This window comes from Xanthomonas sp. NCPPB 1128 (genome assembly GCF_001043115.1).
In the GTDB taxonomy this organism is placed as follows: domain Bacteria; phylum Pseudomonadota; class Gammaproteobacteria; order Xanthomonadales; family Xanthomonadaceae; genus Xanthomonas_A.
This window is the reverse complement of sequence record NZ_LFME01000008.1, coordinates 1-15,408: the sequence shown is the minus strand read 5'-3', so window position 1 is coordinate 15,408 and position 15,408 is coordinate 1. Positions and strand designations below refer to the sequence as shown.

The 15,408-nt window shown below is 68.7% G+C and carries 13 protein-coding genes and 1 pseudogene; 3 read left to right on the top strand and 11 right to left on the bottom strand.

Features of this window, described 5'->3' with window-relative positions:
* Window positions 1-200: 200 nt before the first annotated feature.
* Both ACP93_RS07540 and ACP93_RS07535 read right to left on the bottom strand, forming a co-directional pair.
* Entirely contained in the window at window positions 201-845 is a 645-nt protein-coding gene (locus ACP93_RS07540) for a histidine phosphatase family protein (protein WP_048490107.1), read from the bottom strand.
* Window positions 846-1,009: 164 nt separating this feature from the next.
* The gene (locus ACP93_RS07535) at window positions 1,010-3,169 is read right to left on the bottom strand and encodes a S46 family peptidase (RefSeq protein WP_048490106.1); all 2,160 of its coding nucleotides are present in this window, start codon (window positions 3,167-3,169) and stop codon (window positions 1,010-1,012) included.
* 151 nt (window positions 3,170-3,320) lie between these two features.
* Between ACP93_RS07535 and tdh the strand changes: the two genes are divergently transcribed.
* Window positions 3,321-4,352, top strand: a complete 1,032-nt coding sequence (gene tdh, locus ACP93_RS07530; RefSeq protein ID WP_026144724.1) for an L-threonine 3-dehydrogenase — start codon at window positions 3,321-3,323, stop codon at window positions 4,350-4,352.
* A gap of 82 nt (window positions 4,353-4,434) precedes the next feature.
* Here the strand turns inward: tdh and ACP93_RS07525 are convergent, their stop codons facing one another.
* The 5 genes from ACP93_RS07525 to ACP93_RS07505 all read right to left on the bottom strand — a co-directional run bounded on the left by ACP93_RS07525 (window position 4,435) and on the right by ACP93_RS07505 (window position 9,567).
* Window positions 4,435-5,133, bottom strand: coding sequence for a TorF family putative porin (locus tag ACP93_RS07525; RefSeq protein WP_048490105.1), 699 nt, complete (start codon window positions 5,131-5,133; stop codon window positions 4,435-4,437).
* A 302-nt stretch (window positions 5,134-5,435) separates the two neighbouring features.
* Window positions 5,436-6,476 (bottom strand): sulfate/molybdate ABC transporter ATP-binding protein, encoded by a 1,041-nt coding sequence (locus ACP93_RS07520; protein ID WP_048490104.1) that lies wholly within the window; start codon window positions 6,474-6,476, stop codon window positions 5,436-5,438.
* 7 nt (window positions 6,477-6,483) lie between these two features.
* Complete coding sequence (cysW, locus tag ACP93_RS07515; RefSeq protein ID WP_048490103.1) at window positions 6,484-7,440, bottom strand: sulfate ABC transporter permease subunit CysW; 957 nt, start codon at window positions 7,438-7,440, stop codon at window positions 6,484-6,486.
* Window positions 7,440-8,540, bottom strand: coding sequence for an ABC transporter permease subunit (locus tag ACP93_RS22485; RefSeq protein ID WP_048490102.1), 1,101 nt, complete (start codon window positions 8,538-8,540; stop codon window positions 7,440-7,442). Before ACP93_RS22485 ends, cysW begins: the two co-directional genes overlap by 1 nt.
* Before the next feature lie 4 nt (window positions 8,541-8,544).
* A complete protein-coding gene (locus ACP93_RS07505; protein WP_048490101.1) occupies window positions 8,545-9,567 on the bottom strand; it encodes a sulfate ABC transporter substrate-binding protein in 1,023 nt (340 codons plus the stop codon).
* Window positions 9,568-9,761: 194 nt separating this feature from the next.
* On the opposite strand from ACP93_RS07505, the gene kbl reads away from it, so the two are divergent.
* Both kbl and ACP93_RS07495 read left to right on the top strand, forming a co-directional pair.
* Window positions 9,762-10,964: a glycine C-acetyltransferase gene (kbl, locus tag ACP93_RS07500; RefSeq protein WP_048490100.1), complete on the top strand. Its 1,203-nt coding sequence runs from the start codon at window positions 9,762-9,764 to the stop codon at window positions 10,962-10,964.
* A 1-nt stretch (window position 10,965) separates the two neighbouring features.
* Window positions 10,966-11,358 carry a hypothetical protein gene (locus ACP93_RS07495; protein WP_048490099.1) on the top strand — a complete coding sequence of 131 codons (393 nt, stop codon included), beginning with the start codon at window positions 10,966-10,968 and terminating at the stop codon, window positions 11,356-11,358.
* On the opposite strand, the pseudogene ACP93_RS07490 reads toward ACP93_RS07495, so the two are convergent.
* The 4 genes and pseudogenes from ACP93_RS07490 to ACP93_RS07475 form a co-directional block, all read right to left on the bottom strand.
* Window positions 11,309-12,055 (bottom strand): annotated as a pseudogene (locus ACP93_RS07490) (pseudouridine synthase); the annotation flags it as partial. The gene ACP93_RS07495 and the pseudogene ACP93_RS07490 overlap by 50 nt on opposite strands.
* 133 nt (window positions 12,056-12,188) lie before the next feature.
* Window positions 12,189-12,689, bottom strand: coding sequence for a hypothetical protein (locus ACP93_RS07485; protein WP_048490097.1), 501 nt, complete (start codon window positions 12,687-12,689; stop codon window positions 12,189-12,191).
* Window positions 12,690-12,992: 303 nt separating this feature from the next.
* Entirely contained in the window at window positions 12,993-14,090 is a 1,098-nt protein-coding gene (locus tag ACP93_RS07480; protein ID WP_048490096.1) for an OmpA family protein, read from the bottom strand.
* Window positions 14,091-14,367: 277 nt separating this feature from the next.
* Entirely contained in the window at window positions 14,368-15,279 is a 912-nt protein-coding gene (locus ACP93_RS07475; protein WP_048490095.1) for a LysR family transcriptional regulator, read from the bottom strand.
* Window positions 15,280-15,408 lie beyond the last annotated feature (129 nt).

The following is a 15,408-nucleotide window of genomic DNA, read 5'->3' as shown; positions in this document are numbered from 1 at the left end:
TGCGCGCCGCCCCTTCGGGGTTTTTGCCCAGGCCAAGTGCCGCGGCTCACGGGATCCCGAAAAGCAGAGCAACGGCAACGGCACGGCAAAGGCAAAGGTAACGGCAACGGCAACGGCAATGGCCAAGCGGCACGCATCGGATGCGAAACGGAACAGGCAGCCGATCGGACGGCGCACGTTACACGCGCATCATGTTCTTCCTACAGCGCCCGATGCTTCGCCTCGCCGAAGAACGGCGTGTGGTGCGCGCAATCGTTCAAGCGCACCACCTCCAGATGCTCCACGTCCGGCCCTTCCAGCAGGTTCAGCGTGGTCGGCGCCTGGCGGAAGCTCCACAGCCGCGCGATCGGCAGGCCCAGCACCCGGCACAGGATCACCCGGTTGACCGCATCGTGGGCGACCACCAGCAGCGTGTCGTGCTCGCCCAGGCCCTCGGCGGCGCGGGTCAGGCCGCGCCAGGAACGCTCCAGCACCTGCCGCAGCGACTCGCCGCCCGGCATCAGCACCGTGTCCGGCTCTTCGCGCCAGGCACGCAGGCGCGCCGGATCCTTCTCGTGGATCTCGCTGGCCAGCAGGCCTTCCCACTCGCCATGGGCGATTTCCTGCAGGTCCGGATCGGTCTGCAGCAACGCCTCGCGCTCAGCGCCCAGGGCGAAGCGTGCGGTGCGTTGCGCACGGGCCAGCGGCGAGGCCACGGCGCGGGTCAGCGGCACCTCGCGCAGGCGTGCGCCCAGCGCCTGCGCCTGAACGTCGCCGACCGGCGACAGCGGGATGTCGATCTGGCCCTGGTAGCGGCCTTCGGCGTTCCACGGGGTTTCGCCATGGCGGGCGAGCAGAATGCGCATGCGCTGGATTCCTTGGGGGGAAGGGCCCGTCTCGCAAACGAAAACGGAGCGGCATGATACCCGCTCCGTCGCCGGAAACCCTGCGCTGCATCCCCGTGCCTCGCCGCGGCGCACCGGGGCGGACACGCGGACGGCGGCCGCAGCCGCCGCCCGCCGGGCCTGGCTCACTTGGCCAGGTTCAACTCCTTCAACAGCCGCGGCGCCGGCATCACTTCCTGCATGATCCAGTGCAGGTAGCGCGAATCGACCGCGATCATGCGGGTCATCGCCGGATCGAACACCCAGTTCGAACTCACCGACTCCCAGTTGCCGTCGAAGGCCAGGCCGACCAGCTTGCCGTGCGCGTCCATCACCGGCGAGCCGGAATTGCCGCCGGTGATGTCCAGGTCGGACAGGAAGTTGACCGGCACCGTGCCCAGCCGCTTGTCCTCCAGCCCACCGTAGCGCTTGGCCTTGGCCGCCTCCAGCAGCGCCTTGGGCGAGTTGAACGGCTCCACCCCGGTGTCCTTGGCGACCACCCCTTCCAGCGTGGTGAACGGGGTGTATTCCACGCCGTCCTTGGGCGCATAGCCCTTGACATTGCCGAAGGTGATGCGCAGCGAGGAGTTGGCGTCCGGATACACGAACTCGCCCTGGCTCTTCTTGTAGTCGGCCACGGCCTGCAGGTAGCGCGGACGCGCCAGCAGTTCCTCACCCTCACGGCGCTTCTGATCCTGCTCGATCTGCAGCAGGGTCGGCATCAGCGCCACCGCATAGCGCAGCGCCGGGTCGTCGCTGGCCTCGAACGCGGCGCGGTCGGCATGCAGCCACTTCAGGCGCGCGTCGGTGTTGCCCAACTGGGTACCGGCCAGGCGCGCGGCGGCGGCTTGCGCGTCGGCGCCGGCCAGCCACTGGTCCAGCGCCGGCAGGCGCTGCGCCTTCGGCAGCTTCAGGTACTGGTCGAACCAGTAGCGCTGCAGCTGGCTGTCCATGGCCGCGACGTAGCGGTGCTCCATCTGCTTCATCGCGCCCTCGATCTCGGGCAGGTCGCGGTCCTGGTAGCCCGGCTCGCGCGCGGCGTCCGGCTTGGCGCGTTCGATCGACAGGCGATACAGGGTTACCGCGCTGCCGAGCACGCCGGTGCGCTGCATCTGCCGCAGCACCAGGTCGCGATCGCGGGTGGCCTTGGCCTGCTCGCCCAGCGCCAGCAGTTGCGCATGCGCCTGCAGCGCCGCCTTGCCCTCGCCGCCCTGGCGCTTGAGCCAGGCCAGCACCGCGTCTTCCTCGGCGTGCTTCTTGGCCGCCGCGTCGATGCGCTTGAAGCCTTCCAACTGGCCCTCGTAGTTCTTGGCGACGTTGTTCCAGCTGGCCATGGTCGCCGCGTACTTCACCTGGATGTCCGGGTTCTGCTTGCCGGCCTGCTCGACCAGCGCGATCAGGTCGCGGTACTGGCGCGCGGCGGTGGGATAGCCCCAGCTCGCGGTGGCGTCGAATTCGGAGGCCAGCGCATAGCGATTGGTGCGGCCCGGGTAGCCGGCGACCATGACGAAATCGCCGGCGCCCAGCGGCTGGTCGGCGAACTTCAGGAAGTGCTTGGGCTGGTACGGCACATTGTCCTTGGCGTAGGCGGCCGGCTTGCCGTCCTTGCCGACGTAGGCGCGGTAGAACGAGAAGTCGCCGGTGTGGCGCGGCCACATCCAGTTATCGACGTCGCCGCCGAACTTGCCGATGCCCGAGGGCGGCGCATAGGCCAGGCGCACGTCGCGGATTTCCAGGGTGCGGAACAGGCGGTAGGTGTTGCCGCCGGAGAAGCTGTACAGCTCGCAGCGGTAGCCGGCGTCGGCTTCGCACGCGGCGACCTGGGCCTTGTCGAAGTCCTCCAGCGCCTGCGTGCGCTTGAGCGCGTCGTTGCCGGCAGCGGCCATCGCCGCCTTGGCCTGCGCGGTGACGTCGGTGATGCGGTCGAGCACATAGATGCGTGCGTTCGGGCCGGCGCTCAGTTCGGCGCCCTGGCTGGCGGCGCTGAAACCGTCGCGGATCAGGTTCTTCTGCGGGGTCGAGTTGAGCTGGATCGCGCCGTAGGCGCAGTGGTGGTTGGTCACCACCAGGCCCTGCGGCGAAACGAAGCTGGCGGTGCAGCCGCCCAGCGAGACCACCGCGCCCATCGGGTCGCCGGTGAGATCGGACAATTGCTGCGGCGACAGCTTCAGGCCGGCCTGCTGGAGCGGCCCGGCGATATCCGGCAACTGCTGCGGCACCCACATGCCCTCGCCGGCATGGGCGGCGGAGGCGCCGGACAGGGCGGCCACGGCGGCGATGGCGACAGCCAACGAATTCGAACGCATCGAATAGCTTCCTTGATGACAGACGTTAGAGTGTAACGGCTGTCACCAAGCGCCCGGACCGTGACCAATGGCACACTGACCGCGCCGCAACATGGGCGCGTGGGCCGGGCGCTTATACTGCGCGCCCTCTTCCCATCGAATCTGCACCGACATGGCGCAAACAATGAAGGCGCTGGTCAAGCGCGAGGCCGCCAAGGGCATCTGGCTGGAACAGGTGCCGGTGCCGGTCCCCGGTCCCAACGAGGTGCTGATCAAGCTGGAAAAGACCGCGATCTGCGGCACCGACCTGCACATCTACCTGTGGGACGAGTGGAGCCAGCGCACCATCAAGCCCGGCCTGACCATCGGCCACGAATTCGTCGGCCGCATCGCCCAGCTCGGCTCGGCGGTCACCGGCTACGAGGTCGGCCAACGCGTCTCGGCCGAAGGCCACATCGTCTGCGGCCACTGCCGCAACTGCCGCGGCGGGCGTCCACACCTGTGCCCGAACACGGTCGGCATCGGCGTCAACGTCAACGGCGCCTTCGCCGAGTACATGGTGATGCCGGCCTCGAACCTATGGCCGATCCCCGACCAGATCCCCTCCGAACTGGCCGCGTTCTTCGACCCTTACGGCAACGCCGCGCACTGCGCGCTGGAGTTCGACGTGATCGGCGAGGACGTGCTGATCACCGGCGCCGGCCCGATCGGCATCATCGCCGCGGGCATCTGCAAGCACATCGGCGCGCGCAACGTGGTGGTCACCGACGTCAACGACTTCCGCCTGAAGCTGGCCGCGGACATGGGCGCGACCCGCGTGGTCAACGTCGCCAACACCTCGCTCAAGGACGTGATGGCCGACCTGCACATGGAAGGCTTCGACGTGGGCCTGGAGATGAGCGGCAACCCGCGCGCCTTCAACGACATGCTCGACTGCATGTACCACGGCGGCAAGATCGCCATGCTCGGCATCATGCCGCGCGGCGCCGGCGCCGACTGGGACAAGATCATCTTCAAGGGCTTGACCGTGCAGGGCATCTACGGCCGCAAGATGTACGAGACCTGGTACAAGATGACCCAGTTGGTACTGTCCGGCTTCCCGCTGGGCAAGGTGCTGACCCATCAGCTGACCATCGACGAATTCCAGAAGGGCTTCGACCTGATGGAAGAAGGCAAGGCCGGCAAGGTCGTGCTGAGCTGGTAAGGCGCGCCGCGGCAACGCGGCGGTGCCGGAAAACACGAAGGGCGCCTCGCGGCGCCCTTCGTCGTTTAACGAGACGATGCGATCAGAACGCGATCGTGCCCGAGACCACCACGCGGTGACCGGCCAGGCGCTCGGTGAAGTTCGCCGGGCCCTTGTTGTCGGTGTCGTAGTAACCCACGCTCAACGCCAGCGGACCGACCATCTTGCCCACGCTGACGTTGTAGTCGGTGTAGTCCTGGTACGCGGTCAGCGCGCTTTCGTAGGTGGTGCGGCCGACGTGCGCGCCGACGCTGAAGCCCTGCGGCAGCGACCAGTTCCCGTCCAGCGCGTAGTAGAAGCTGTCCCGGTCCAGGTTGTACACGTCGTCGGTGTAGGCGACGGTCAGGGTGTAGGTCTTGAGGAACTTGGTCTTGGTGATCAGTTCGTTGTAGTTCGACTTGCCGGCGCCCGGATAACCGTAGCGGTTGACCATCACGTCGAAGTTCCAGTCCGGGGAGAAATCGACGTTGTAGCCGACGAAGCCGTCCACTTCCCAATCCGGATCGCCTGCGCCGAAGTCGACGTTGGAGCCCCAGGTGCCCACGTACAGGCCGAACGGCGAGGTGTAGGTGAGGCCGGCCTGGAACGCCGGGCCCTTGTTGGTCTGGGAGACGCCACGGAACACGTAGTCGCTGACCACGCCGTAGGAGCCGGTGACCGGAGAAGCGGGCTCGTCCTGAGCCAGGACGGTGAGCGGCGAAGCGGCCAGTGCGACGGCCAGGGCGAGAGTGGTCTTGTTCACCGGTCATTCTCCTAGGGTTGACGAGGGATGGGGTACAGCAACGAGGCGGGCGCCTTTACGGTTTTTTAACTGCTTTGATCGTGCAGTGCAACAACTTTTCACCTGCCGCATGCCAGGTCCAGACACAAAAACCGAGGATTCGCGCCAAGGGCGGACATAGCGGGCCGCCCTCGGTGGCTGCCGGCCCGTCAAAACGGTCTCCGGCTCGCGGCCCTGGCGGTCAGACCGCGACCGACCGGACAGCCGGCGACGGCACCGACGCGCGAGCGCGGCAGTGGGCGAGCGGCATGACACGATGGACCTCAGTCGGGCCGGGCGAAGATCCCGAAGCGGCGTGCGTGCAGGTGCAGCGGCTGGCCCGGCACGTAGTCGGGTACCCCCTCGCCCGCCGGAAGTTCCACTTCCACCTCATCGTGGCCGTGCGCCAATTGCGCGCGCAGGCGCAGGCGCGGGCCGCTGCGCTGGATCGACAGCACCGTCGCCGCCCAGCCGTCACTGCCGGGCGCTAGGTCTTCCGGCCGCACATACAGCTCGACCGGACCACTGGACAGCGGCGTCGACGGCGCCGGCAACGCCAGCCCGCCGACCTGGACCGCACCGTCGTGCAGACGCGCCGGCAGTCGGTTCACTGCGCCGACGAAGGCGTACACGAAGGGCGAAGCAGGCTGCTCGTAGACCTGCGCCGGGCTGCCGATCTGTTCGATCCGACCGCGGTTGAGGATCGCCACGCGGTCGGCCAGTTCCAGCGCCTCTTCCTGGTCGTGGGTGACGAACACCGTGGTCAGGCCGGTGCGTTCGTGCAGCTCGCGCAGCCAGCGCCGCAGGTCGCGGCGGACCTGCGCGTCGAGCGCGCCGAACGGTTCGTCGAGCAACAGCACGCGCGGCTCGATCGCCAGCGCGCGGGCCAGCGCCACGCGCTGGCGCTGGCCGCCGGACAGTTGCGCCGGGTAGCGCCGCTCCAGGTCGTGCAACTGCACCAGCGCCAGCAATTCCTGCACCCGCGCGCGGATGCGCGACTCGCTCCAGCGCCCTTCACGACCCACGCGCAGGCCGAAGGCGATGTTCTCGTACACGCTCATATGCTTGAACAAGGCGTAGTGCTGGAACACGAAGCCGACCCGGCGCGCCTGCACCGACAGTGCGGTGGCATCCTCGCCGTGGATCAGCACGCGTCCGCGATCGGCATGTTCCAGTCCCGCGATCACCCGCAGCAGTGTGGTCTTGCCGGAGCCGGACGGCCCCAGCAACGCCAGCAGTTCGCCCTGACGGATGTCCAGGCCGATGTCGTCGAGTGCGGCGAAATCGCCGAAACGCTTGCCCAGGTGCTGTACGCGGATGCTCATGGCAACCTCAGTGTCGGTGAATGGCGGCCAGCGCCGCGCCATGGCGCCAGTGCAGCCAGGACTTCACGGCGAGGGTCAGCAGCGCGGTCAGCGCCAGCAGGCTGGCGCAGGCGAAGGCGGCGCTGTAGGCGTATTCGTTGTAGAGGATCTCCACATGCAGCGGCAGCGTGTTGGTGCGCCCGCGGATGTGCCCGGACACCACCGACACCGCACCGAACTCGCCCATCGCCCGCGCACTGCACAACAGCACGCCATACAGCAGGCCCCAGCGGATGTTCGGCAGGGTGACCCGGCAGAAGGTCTGCCAGCCACTGGCGCCCAGGCTCAGCGCCGCCAGTTCCTCGTCGTCGCCCTGCTGCTCCATCAGCGGCATCAGTTCGCGAGCGATGAAGGGAAAGGTGACGAAGGTGGTCGCCAGCACGATGCCCGGCAGCGCGAACACGATGCGCGGCAGGCGCAGCAACACCTCGCCGAGCAGCGGCAACTGCAACCGCACGCCCTCGTCGATCAGCGGCCAGGCCCAGCCGTTGCGGCCGAAGATCAGGATGAACAACAACCCGGCGACCACCGGCGACACCGAGAACGGCAGATCGATCAGGCTCACCAGCAAGCGCTTGCCAGGGAAGCGGTGCTTGCTGACCGCCCAGGCCGCGGCCACGCCGAACACCAGGTTCAACGGCACCACGATCGCCGCGACCAGCAAGGTCAGGCGGATCGCCGCCAGCGCGTCCGGATCGGAGATCGCGCGCCAGAACACGTCGGCACCGCCGCGCAGTGCCTCGGTGAATACCAGCAGCAAGGGCAGCAGCAGGAACGCCAGCAGGAAGCCGAGCGCGCCGCCGATCAGCAACCGCCGCACCCAACGTGGCTCGTCGACCACCGAGGCCTGCGCATGCGCAGGCACGGCCGCATCGTCGGCTCGCCCGGGGACGCGCGCGGCCAGCGCGGACACGACCGACGCCATCACGCCACCGCCCTGCCGCGCCGCGCGAACCAGGCCTGCGCCGCGTTGACCAGCAGCAACGACAGCAGCGACAACAGCAGCATCGCCGCGGCGATCGCGCTGGCGCCGCCGTAATCGAATTCCTCCAGGCGAATGGTGATCAGCAGCGGCGCAATCTCGGTGGCGTTGGGCAGGTTGCCGGCGATGAAGATCACCGAGCCGTACTCGCCGACGCCGCGCGCGAAGGCCAGCGCGAATCCGGTTAGCACCGCCGGCCACAGCGTCGGCAGCAGCACCCGGCGCACGGTCTGCCAGCGCCCGGCGCCGAGCGTGGCCGCCGCCTCTTCCAGCTCGCGTTCGGCCTCGGCCAGCACCGGCTGCACGATCCGCACCACGAACGGCAGCCCCACGAACACCAGCGCCACCACGATGCCCAGCGGCGTGTAGGCAACCTTGACCCCGCCCGCGCCGCTGCTCTGCATCAGCCCGGCATAGCCGATCAGCAGGCCACCGACGCCCAGCGCGGCCAGGCTGAGCATGCCGAGCGTGCCGAGCAGGCGCTGCAGCGCGCGCAGCGGTGCCGGCAACACGGCCTGGCTACGCCGCAACAGCGTGTGGCCGATGGCCGACAGCGCCAGCAGCAGCGCCAGCCGCGGCCACCACCAGGCCAGTGCCGGCAGGCTGGCCGCCAGCGCCTGCGCCGGCTGCTCCAGCCAGCGTCCGATCCAGCCATTGCTGCCGTACAGCGCGGTCAGGGCGATGCCCGCCACCGCGGTCGGCAATGCGAACGGCAGGTCGATCATCGCGTCGAACAGGCGCTTGCCGGGGAAGCGATAGCGCACGAACACCCACGCCACCCAGGTACCCATCACCGCATTGAATGCGGCCGCGGCCAGCGCGGTGCCGAAACTCAAGCGCAACGCCGCCAGCACCCGCGGCTCGCTCCACACCCGCCACACGCCGTCCCAGCCCAGTCCGCTGGTCTTGAGCAGCACCGCGAGCAAGGGGATCAGCACCACCAGCCCCAGCCAGGCCAGGGTGATGCCCAGGCTCAGCCCCAGGCCCGGCATCACCCGGCGCTGGCGCGGTGCGCGGGCAACGGCGGCGGCGGTCACGGCCATCGCGTCACTTGCTCGCCTGGATCTGGTCGAACAGGCCGCCGTCGTCGAAGTGCGTGGCCTGCGCCTTGGCCCAGGACCCGAACGCCTGCTCGATGGTGACCAGGCGCACCTTCGGCAGCCGCGCCAGATCGGCGCGGTCGGCGTACTCGGGATGACGCGGCCGGTAGTAATGCCTGGCCGCGATCTTCTGCCCTTCCGGCGAATACAGATACTTCAGGTATTCCTCGGCCACCGCGCGGGTGCCGTGCTTGTCCACATTCTTGTCGACCAGCGCCACCGACGGCTCGGCCAGGATCGACAGCTTCGGCACCACGATCTCGAATTTGTCTTGGCCCAGTTCCTGCTGCGCCAGGAAGGCCTCGTTCTCCCAGGCCAGCAGCACGTCGCCGATGCCGCGCTGGACGAAGGTGGTGGTGGCGCCGCGCGCGCCGGTGTCCAGCACCGGCACGTTGCGGAACAGCGCGCGCATGTAGGCGAGGATGCGCTCGCGGTCGCCCTTGAAGATGTGGTCGGCGTAGGCCCAGGCGGCCAGGTAGTTCCAGCGCGCGCCGCCGGAGGTCTTGGGATTGGGCGTGATCACCGACACGCCGCTTCGCAGCAGGTCGGGCCAGTCCTTGATCCCCTTCGGATTGCCCTTGCGCACCAGGAACACGATGGTCGAGGTGTACGGCGCGCTGTTGTCCGGCAGGCGCGTGGCCCAGTTCGCATCGATCAGCTTGCTCTTGGCCGCGATCGCATCGACGTCGTAGGCCAGCGCCAGCGTCACCACATCGGCCTCGACCCCGTCGATCACCGCACGCGCCTGCTTGCCGGAGCCGCCGTGCGAGGTCTCCACCGCGACCTGCGCGCCGGGATGCAACTGCGCCCAGTGTTTGGCGAAGGCGGCGTTGTAGTCCCGATACAGTTCGCGGGTGGGATCGTAGGAGACGTTGAGCAGTTGCGTCTCGGCGGCGGCCGCGGCCCCGGCGAACACGCACAGCGCGAGCGCGAGCAGCGGGCGCCAGCGGCGCGGCGGAAGGCTGGACATGGACGGTTCTCCGAAAGACACACAGACCGACGCCGCAGCCGATGCCCGCCGCGGACCATGACGCATGCTGCGCAGCGGCAGGCGGCGGGTGAAATGACTTCCCGGCAGCGGCTCATGCCATTTGCGCATGACGACCCCGGCGTTCGCGGACGCCGCGGTAAAATCGCCGCTTCTTTCCGCCGCGCGTGCCCGTCATGACCGACTCCCGCCTCACCCAGCACTACGCCGAGGAACTGGACGCGATACGCGCCCAGGGCCTGTTCAAGTCCGAGCGCATCATCGTCGGCCCGCAGGCAGCGGAGATCGTCCTCGCCGACGGCCGCCGCGTGCTCAACTTCTGCGCCAACAACTACCTGGGCCTGGCCGATCACCCGGCGCTGATCCAGGCCGCCAAGGACGCGCTGGACACGCACGGCTTCGGCATGGCCTCGGTGCGCTTCATCTGCGGCACCCAGGACCTGCACAAGCAGTTGGAAGCACAGATCGCCGCGTTCTTCGGCACCGAGGACACCATCCTCTACGCCGCCTGCTTCGACGCCAACGGCGGCCTGTTCGAGCCACTGCTGGGCGAGCACGACGCGATCATCTCCGACGCGCTCAACCACGCCTCGATCATCGACGGCGTGCGCCTGTGCAAGGCCAAGCGCTTCCGCTACGCCAACTGCGACATGGCCGACCTGGAAGCGCAGCTGCAGGCGGCCGATGCCGCCGGCTGCAAGACCAAGCTGATCACCAGCGACGGCGTGTTCTCGATGGACGGCTTCATCGCCCCGCTGGACGAGATCACCGCGCTGGCGAAGAAATACAACGCGCTGGTACACATCGACGAATGCCATGCCACCGGCTTCCTCGGCGCCAGCGGCCGCGGCTCGGCCGAGGTCAAGGGCGTGCTGGACAAGATCGACATCGTCACCGGCACCCTGGGTAAGGCCATGGGCGGCGCGCTGGGCGGCTTCACCACCGGCCGCCGCGAGGTGATCGAACTGCTGCGCCAGCGCTCGCGGCCCTACCTGTTCTCCAACTCGCTGCCGCCGCACGTGGTCGCCGCCGGGATCAAGGCCTTCGCGATGCTCGATGCCGCCGACGACCTGCGCGCGCGCCTGGTCGAGAACACCGCCTACTTCCGCGAGCGCATGGCCGCCGCCGGGTTCGACATCAAGCCCGGCACCCATCCCATCTGCCCGGTGATGCTGTACGACGCGCCGCTGGCGCAGCGCTTCGCCGAACGGCTGCTGGAGGAAGGCATCTACGCCATCGGCTTCTTCTTCCCGGTGGTGCCCAAGGGCCAGGCGCGGATCCGCACCCAGATCAGCGCCGCACACACCCGCGAGCACCTGGATCGGGCGATCGATGCGTTCACCCGCATCGGCCGCGAACTGGGCGTCATCACCGCCTGAGATGCGCGCCGCGCTGCGCCAACGGCTGTTGCTGGCGGCGCAGACCGACGCCCAGGCGCAGCCGGCGGCTGGCGGTTGGCACAGCCGCTGCCTGCATTGCCGGCGACGTCTTGACTTGCGCAGCGATGGCGAGCCGCTGGGCCATTGTTCGCTCGAACACGTGGTGCCGCAGGCCTGGTTCGGACGCCGGGCCGCGGCGGCGCTGTGCGCCCAGGTCGGCGACGATCCCAACGATGCGCGCAACCTGGCGCTGGCCTGCGCCGGCTGCAATCACGCCAAGGGTCGCCACCACGATGCGCACGGACCACAAAACGCGCGCGCCCGCGAAGTGGTCGCCGCGTTGCTCAGCGCACGGCTGGCGCGCTGGCGTCCGCCGCCGGCGCCAACGCCGTGACTTCGGCGGCGCTGAGTGCGCGCCACGCGCCCTTGCCCAACTCGCCCAGCACCAGCTCGCCGATCGCCACCCGCACCAGCCGCAGCACGTCCAGGCCGAGCGCGGCGAGCAGCCGCCGGATCTGCCGGTTGCGGCCTTCGTCCAGCACCACTTCCAGCCAGGCATGGCGCTCGCCCTGGCGCAGCAGGCGCACCTGCTTGGCCCGCAGCGGCTCGCCATCGTCGACCACGCCGGCACACATCCGTGCCAGCAGCGCCGCGTCGGGCACCGCATCCACCTGCACGTGATAGGTCTTGTCCGGACCGCTGCCCGGATCGGTGACCCGCGCCGCCCACTGCGGGTCGTTGCTGAACAGCAACAGGCCCTCGCTGGCCTTGTCCAGGCGCCCGACCGGTGCCAGCCACGGCAGGCCGGCACCGTCGAAACAGCGATACACGGTGTCGCGGCCGCGTTCGTCCTGCGCACTGGTGACCAGCCCACGCGGCTTGTTGAGCATCAGGTACAGACGCGCGGTGTCGGCCAGCGGCGCGCCATCCACGGCCAACCGGTGGCGGCCCTGCAGGATCGGGAATTCGGGATCGGTGACGATGCGCCCGTCGACCGCGACGCGACCGGCAGCGATCCAGCGCGCGGCCTCGGTGCGCGAGCACAGGCCCAGCTTGGACAGGGTGCGGGCCAGGCCGTGGCGCGGGGCGGCCGGCGTGGCGCCGCGCGCAGGCGAGCGCGGACGCACGGGCGCCGCCGGGGACGACGCCGGACGGCGGGAACGCGGCGGCTTGGCCCCTCGCACGGCGTGAACGGACGCGGCCGCAGGCGGCCGCGCGCCGGACTTACTGCTTGTTGGCGTCGGCCGGCGCCGGCGCCTCGGCGGCGGCAGCGGGTGCAGCGGCCGGCGCCGGACGCGCCTTGACCACGCGGACGCCGCGCGCCTTCATCCAGGCGTCGAACTCCTCGGCGGTCATGCGCTTGCCGTTCTGGCTCATGTCGAACCGCCAAGGCGTGTTGTCGAACGCGGTGGCCGGCTTGTAGGCGGCCGGATCGTTCGGCTTCACCGCACCCGGGGTCGCGTTGGCCAGGCTCTGGCAGCCTTCGGCGCGCAGCCGCAGCAGCACGCGGTCCAGCGACTGGTCGCTGCTGTAGGACTGGGTCAGCACGCCGCTGGGCATGCCCAGCTGCACGTTGCGGCTGAACAGTTCGGACGCGACCGGCGCGGCGACCGTCGCCGGCAGCGCCAGCGGCTTGGGCAGCAGATCGCCGGAGCAATCCGGTGCGGCGTGGGCCGCAGGAACCAGGGCGAGCGCAAGCAGGCTGGCCGTCACGATACGCAACATCGGTTTTTTTCCATTCAGGCGAGTCGACGAGCGAGTGTAGGCAGGCCCCGGCGTGCTTTCAACTGTTACCGGCACTACATGCGCTAAATAATTGGGATTGCTGAAAAAGTTCAGCTTGGAGCGGGTGTGGACATCGTCAGCGTCCGGTGTCCCGCGTAGGAGCGGCTTCAGCCGCGACAGGCTCTCACAGGAAAGCTCATCGCGGCTGAAGCCGCTCCTACGGCAATACCGAATCCATTCGCCGTCCCACAAAAACAAAGCCCGGCGCGAGGCCGGGCTTTGCTTGAGACTGGAAGCGTCCGATTAGTTCTGGACGTTCAGCTCGGTACGACGGTTCTTCGCGCGGCCTTCCGGATTGTCCGAACCATCCGGGTTGGTGTTCGGGGCAATCGGACGGCTCTCGCCGTAGCCGATCGGACCGACCAGACGCGACGCGTCCACACCGTTCTTCACCAGGTAGTCGTACACGACGCGGGCGCGGCGCTCGGACAGCTTCTGGTTGTAGGCTTCGGTACCCTTCGAGTCGGTGTGACCGGCAACCTCGACGCGCAGGTCGGGGTAGCGCTTCAGGATCTCGGTGGCCTCGCCCAGGATCGCCACGGCGTCCGGACGCAGGTTCGCCTTGTTGAAGTCGAAGTTGACGCCCTTCAGGTCGATCGACACCGGCACCGGGCAGCCGTCCGGACCGATGGTCTGGCCAGGCTGGGAGTTCGGGCACTTGTCGTCGCAGTTGTTGACGCCGTCACCATCGTCGTCCAGGTCGGCGCAGCTCGGCGCAGCGGCCGGCGGCGGCGGCGGGGCGACCGGGGCAGCCGGCGGCGGGCCAAGCGGGATCACGACGCCGACCGAAGCCAGCACGTCGCCGAACCAGTTCTGCGACGGAGCGGCAACGCTCTGGTCGTCGAAGTCAGCGCGGTAGGCCACTTCGGCACGCACGGCAACGCGCTTGTCGAAGGTGGTCTGCAGACCGACGCCGGCCTTGGCGGCAAAGTTGCCGTCCTTGCGCTGGCCCGGGGAGACCGGACCGCCGGTGTCGAACTCTTCTTCCGAGCGCTGGTAGCCCAGGCCGAACAGCAGGTACGGGTTCCAGCCGCGGCCTTCCTGGATGAAGTGGCGACGCAGGTCGAACGAGATGCCGTACTGGCTCCAGTTCAGGTCCTGGTTCTTGTCGAAGTTCGGGTTCTGATAGTTCAGCTCACCGTCCAGCGACCAGTTCGGGTTGATGAACTTGCCCAGGCCCAGGGTGACGAACGGCGCATCGTTGGTGGTGCGGTCCTTGTCCTGGAAGTTGAAACCAGCCGAACCGGTCAGGTACCAGCGGTCGTCGAATTCGTGCGCGGACGCTGCCTGGGCGACGGCCAGACCGCCCAGCAACGCGGCGGTGAGAATTTTCTTGTTCATTAATACAACTCCTTGTTTCGGGGAGATAGAAACCGGTAGAGGCATGGTTCAGTACAGATGTCTCGTCACATCCAGACGGCCGTTTCCGCATGCCATCGCCGCGCACATTATGCGCGACATAGTGAAGATGGCGTTAACGAGCACGTAACATGTGAAAGTCAACGCCAGGCGCTTCTAGGCCGTGGATACACCCTATACAGCTTGATGAAATCACGCAATGCGGCAGGCACGTGACCGTTTGCGGTCGTAGACAAGGACCCGCAGGACGACCCAGGTCTCACTGCGGCCGTGCCCATGGCGGCGGGTCGGCCAACGCGTCCTGCATGAACTCGACGAAGGCCCGCACCCGCGGCGGCACCAGCCGGCGCTGCGGCATCACCGCGTAGATGCCGGTCTCGGTCAGCGGATAGTCGGCCAGCACCTGGCACAGCCGCCCCTGCCGCAGGTCCTCGGCCACGTGCCACTCCGAATGCAGGGCGATGCCCTGGCCGTTGACCGCGGCATCGCGCAGCACTTCGCCGAAGTTGGTCTCCAGCGGCCCGGCCACGCGGACGGCGATCTCGCCGTCGGGTCCCTGCAGCCGCCAGGTGTCCTGCCGACCGTCGCTGCCGGTCAGCAGCAGGCAGGCGTGCGCGGCCAGGTCGGCCGGCGTGGCCGGGGTGCCGTGGCGGCGCAGGTAGTCGGGCGAGGCGCAGAGCATGCGCCGGTTGCCGGCCAGGCGCCGTGCGACCAGGCTGGAGTCGCGCAGGGTGCCGATGCGGATCGCCAGGTCGAAGCCATCGCTGACCAGGTCCACGACGTTGTCGCTCAGGTGCACGCTCAGCCGCACCTGCGGGTGCAGCGCCATGAACCGCGGCAGCAGCGGTGAGACGTAGAGGCGCCCGAACGCCGCCGACATGGTCACCCGCAAGGTGCCGGCGGCAGCGACGCCGGCCTGGCGCAGGCCACCGGCCAGCGATTCCAGGTCCTCGACCAGCGGCCGCCCCTGCTCGGCCAGTTGCAGGCCCTCCGGCGTCGGGTGCAGGCGCCGCGTGGTCCGGTGCAGCAGGCGCACGCCGAGCGCGCGTTCCAGCCGCTGCAGCCGCTGGCTGGCCACCGCCACCGAGATGTCCAGGCTGCGCGCGGCGGCGCTGATCGAGCCGAGATCGAGCACGCGCAGGAACAGGGCGATGTCCCCGATCCGGTCCATTGTGTGGATTCCATTGAAAGTCGTTAAATATTTTTACTGTTTTTGCTGAGAACCTGCAGGCCTAGGCTGCCGTCCTCCTGCCACTTCCGGAGCCGCCGCATGGCCGCCTCGCTCGCCCCGCCTCCCCAC

Coding starts and splice junctions, on each gene's coding strand:
- ACP93_RS07540 (WP_048490107.1), bottom strand. CDS start 845: ATGCGCATTCTGCTCGCCCGCCATGGCGAAACCCCGTGGAACGCCGAA.
- ACP93_RS07535 (WP_048490106.1), bottom strand. CDS start 3,169: ATGCGTTCGAATTCGTTGGCTGTCGCCATCGCCGCCGTGGCCGCCCTG.
- tdh (WP_026144724.1), top strand. CDS start 3,321: ATGGCGCAAACAATGAAGGCGCTGGTCAAGCGCGAGGCCGCCAAGGGC.
- ACP93_RS07520 (WP_048490104.1), bottom strand. CDS start 6,476: ATGAGCATCCGCGTACAGCACCTGGGCAAGCGTTTCGGCGATTTCGCC.
- cysW (WP_048490103.1), bottom strand. CDS start 7,440: ATGGCGTCGGTCGTGTCCGCGCTGGCCGCGCGCGTCCCCGGGCGAGCC.
- ACP93_RS22485 (WP_048490102.1), bottom strand. CDS start 8,540: ATGGCCGTGACCGCCGCCGCCGTTGCCCGCGCACCGCGCCAGCGCCGG.
- ACP93_RS07505 (WP_048490101.1), bottom strand. CDS start 9,567: ATGTCCAGCCTTCCGCCGCGCCGCTGGCGCCCGCTGCTCGCGCTCGCG.
- kbl (WP_048490100.1), top strand. CDS start 9,762: ATGACCGACTCCCGCCTCACCCAGCACTACGCCGAGGAACTGGACGCG.
- ACP93_RS07495 (WP_048490099.1), top strand. CDS start 10,966: ATGCGCGCCGCGCTGCGCCAACGGCTGTTGCTGGCGGCGCAGACCGAC.
- ACP93_RS07485 (WP_048490097.1), bottom strand. CDS start 12,689: ATGTTGCGTATCGTGACGGCCAGCCTGCTTGCGCTCGCCCTGGTTCCT.
- ACP93_RS07480 (WP_048490096.1), bottom strand. CDS start 14,090: ATGAACAAGAAAATTCTCACCGCCGCGTTGCTGGGCGGTCTGGCCGTC.
- ACP93_RS07475 (WP_048490095.1), bottom strand. CDS start 15,279: ATGGACCGGATCGGGGACATCGCCCTGTTCCTGCGCGTGCTCGATCTC.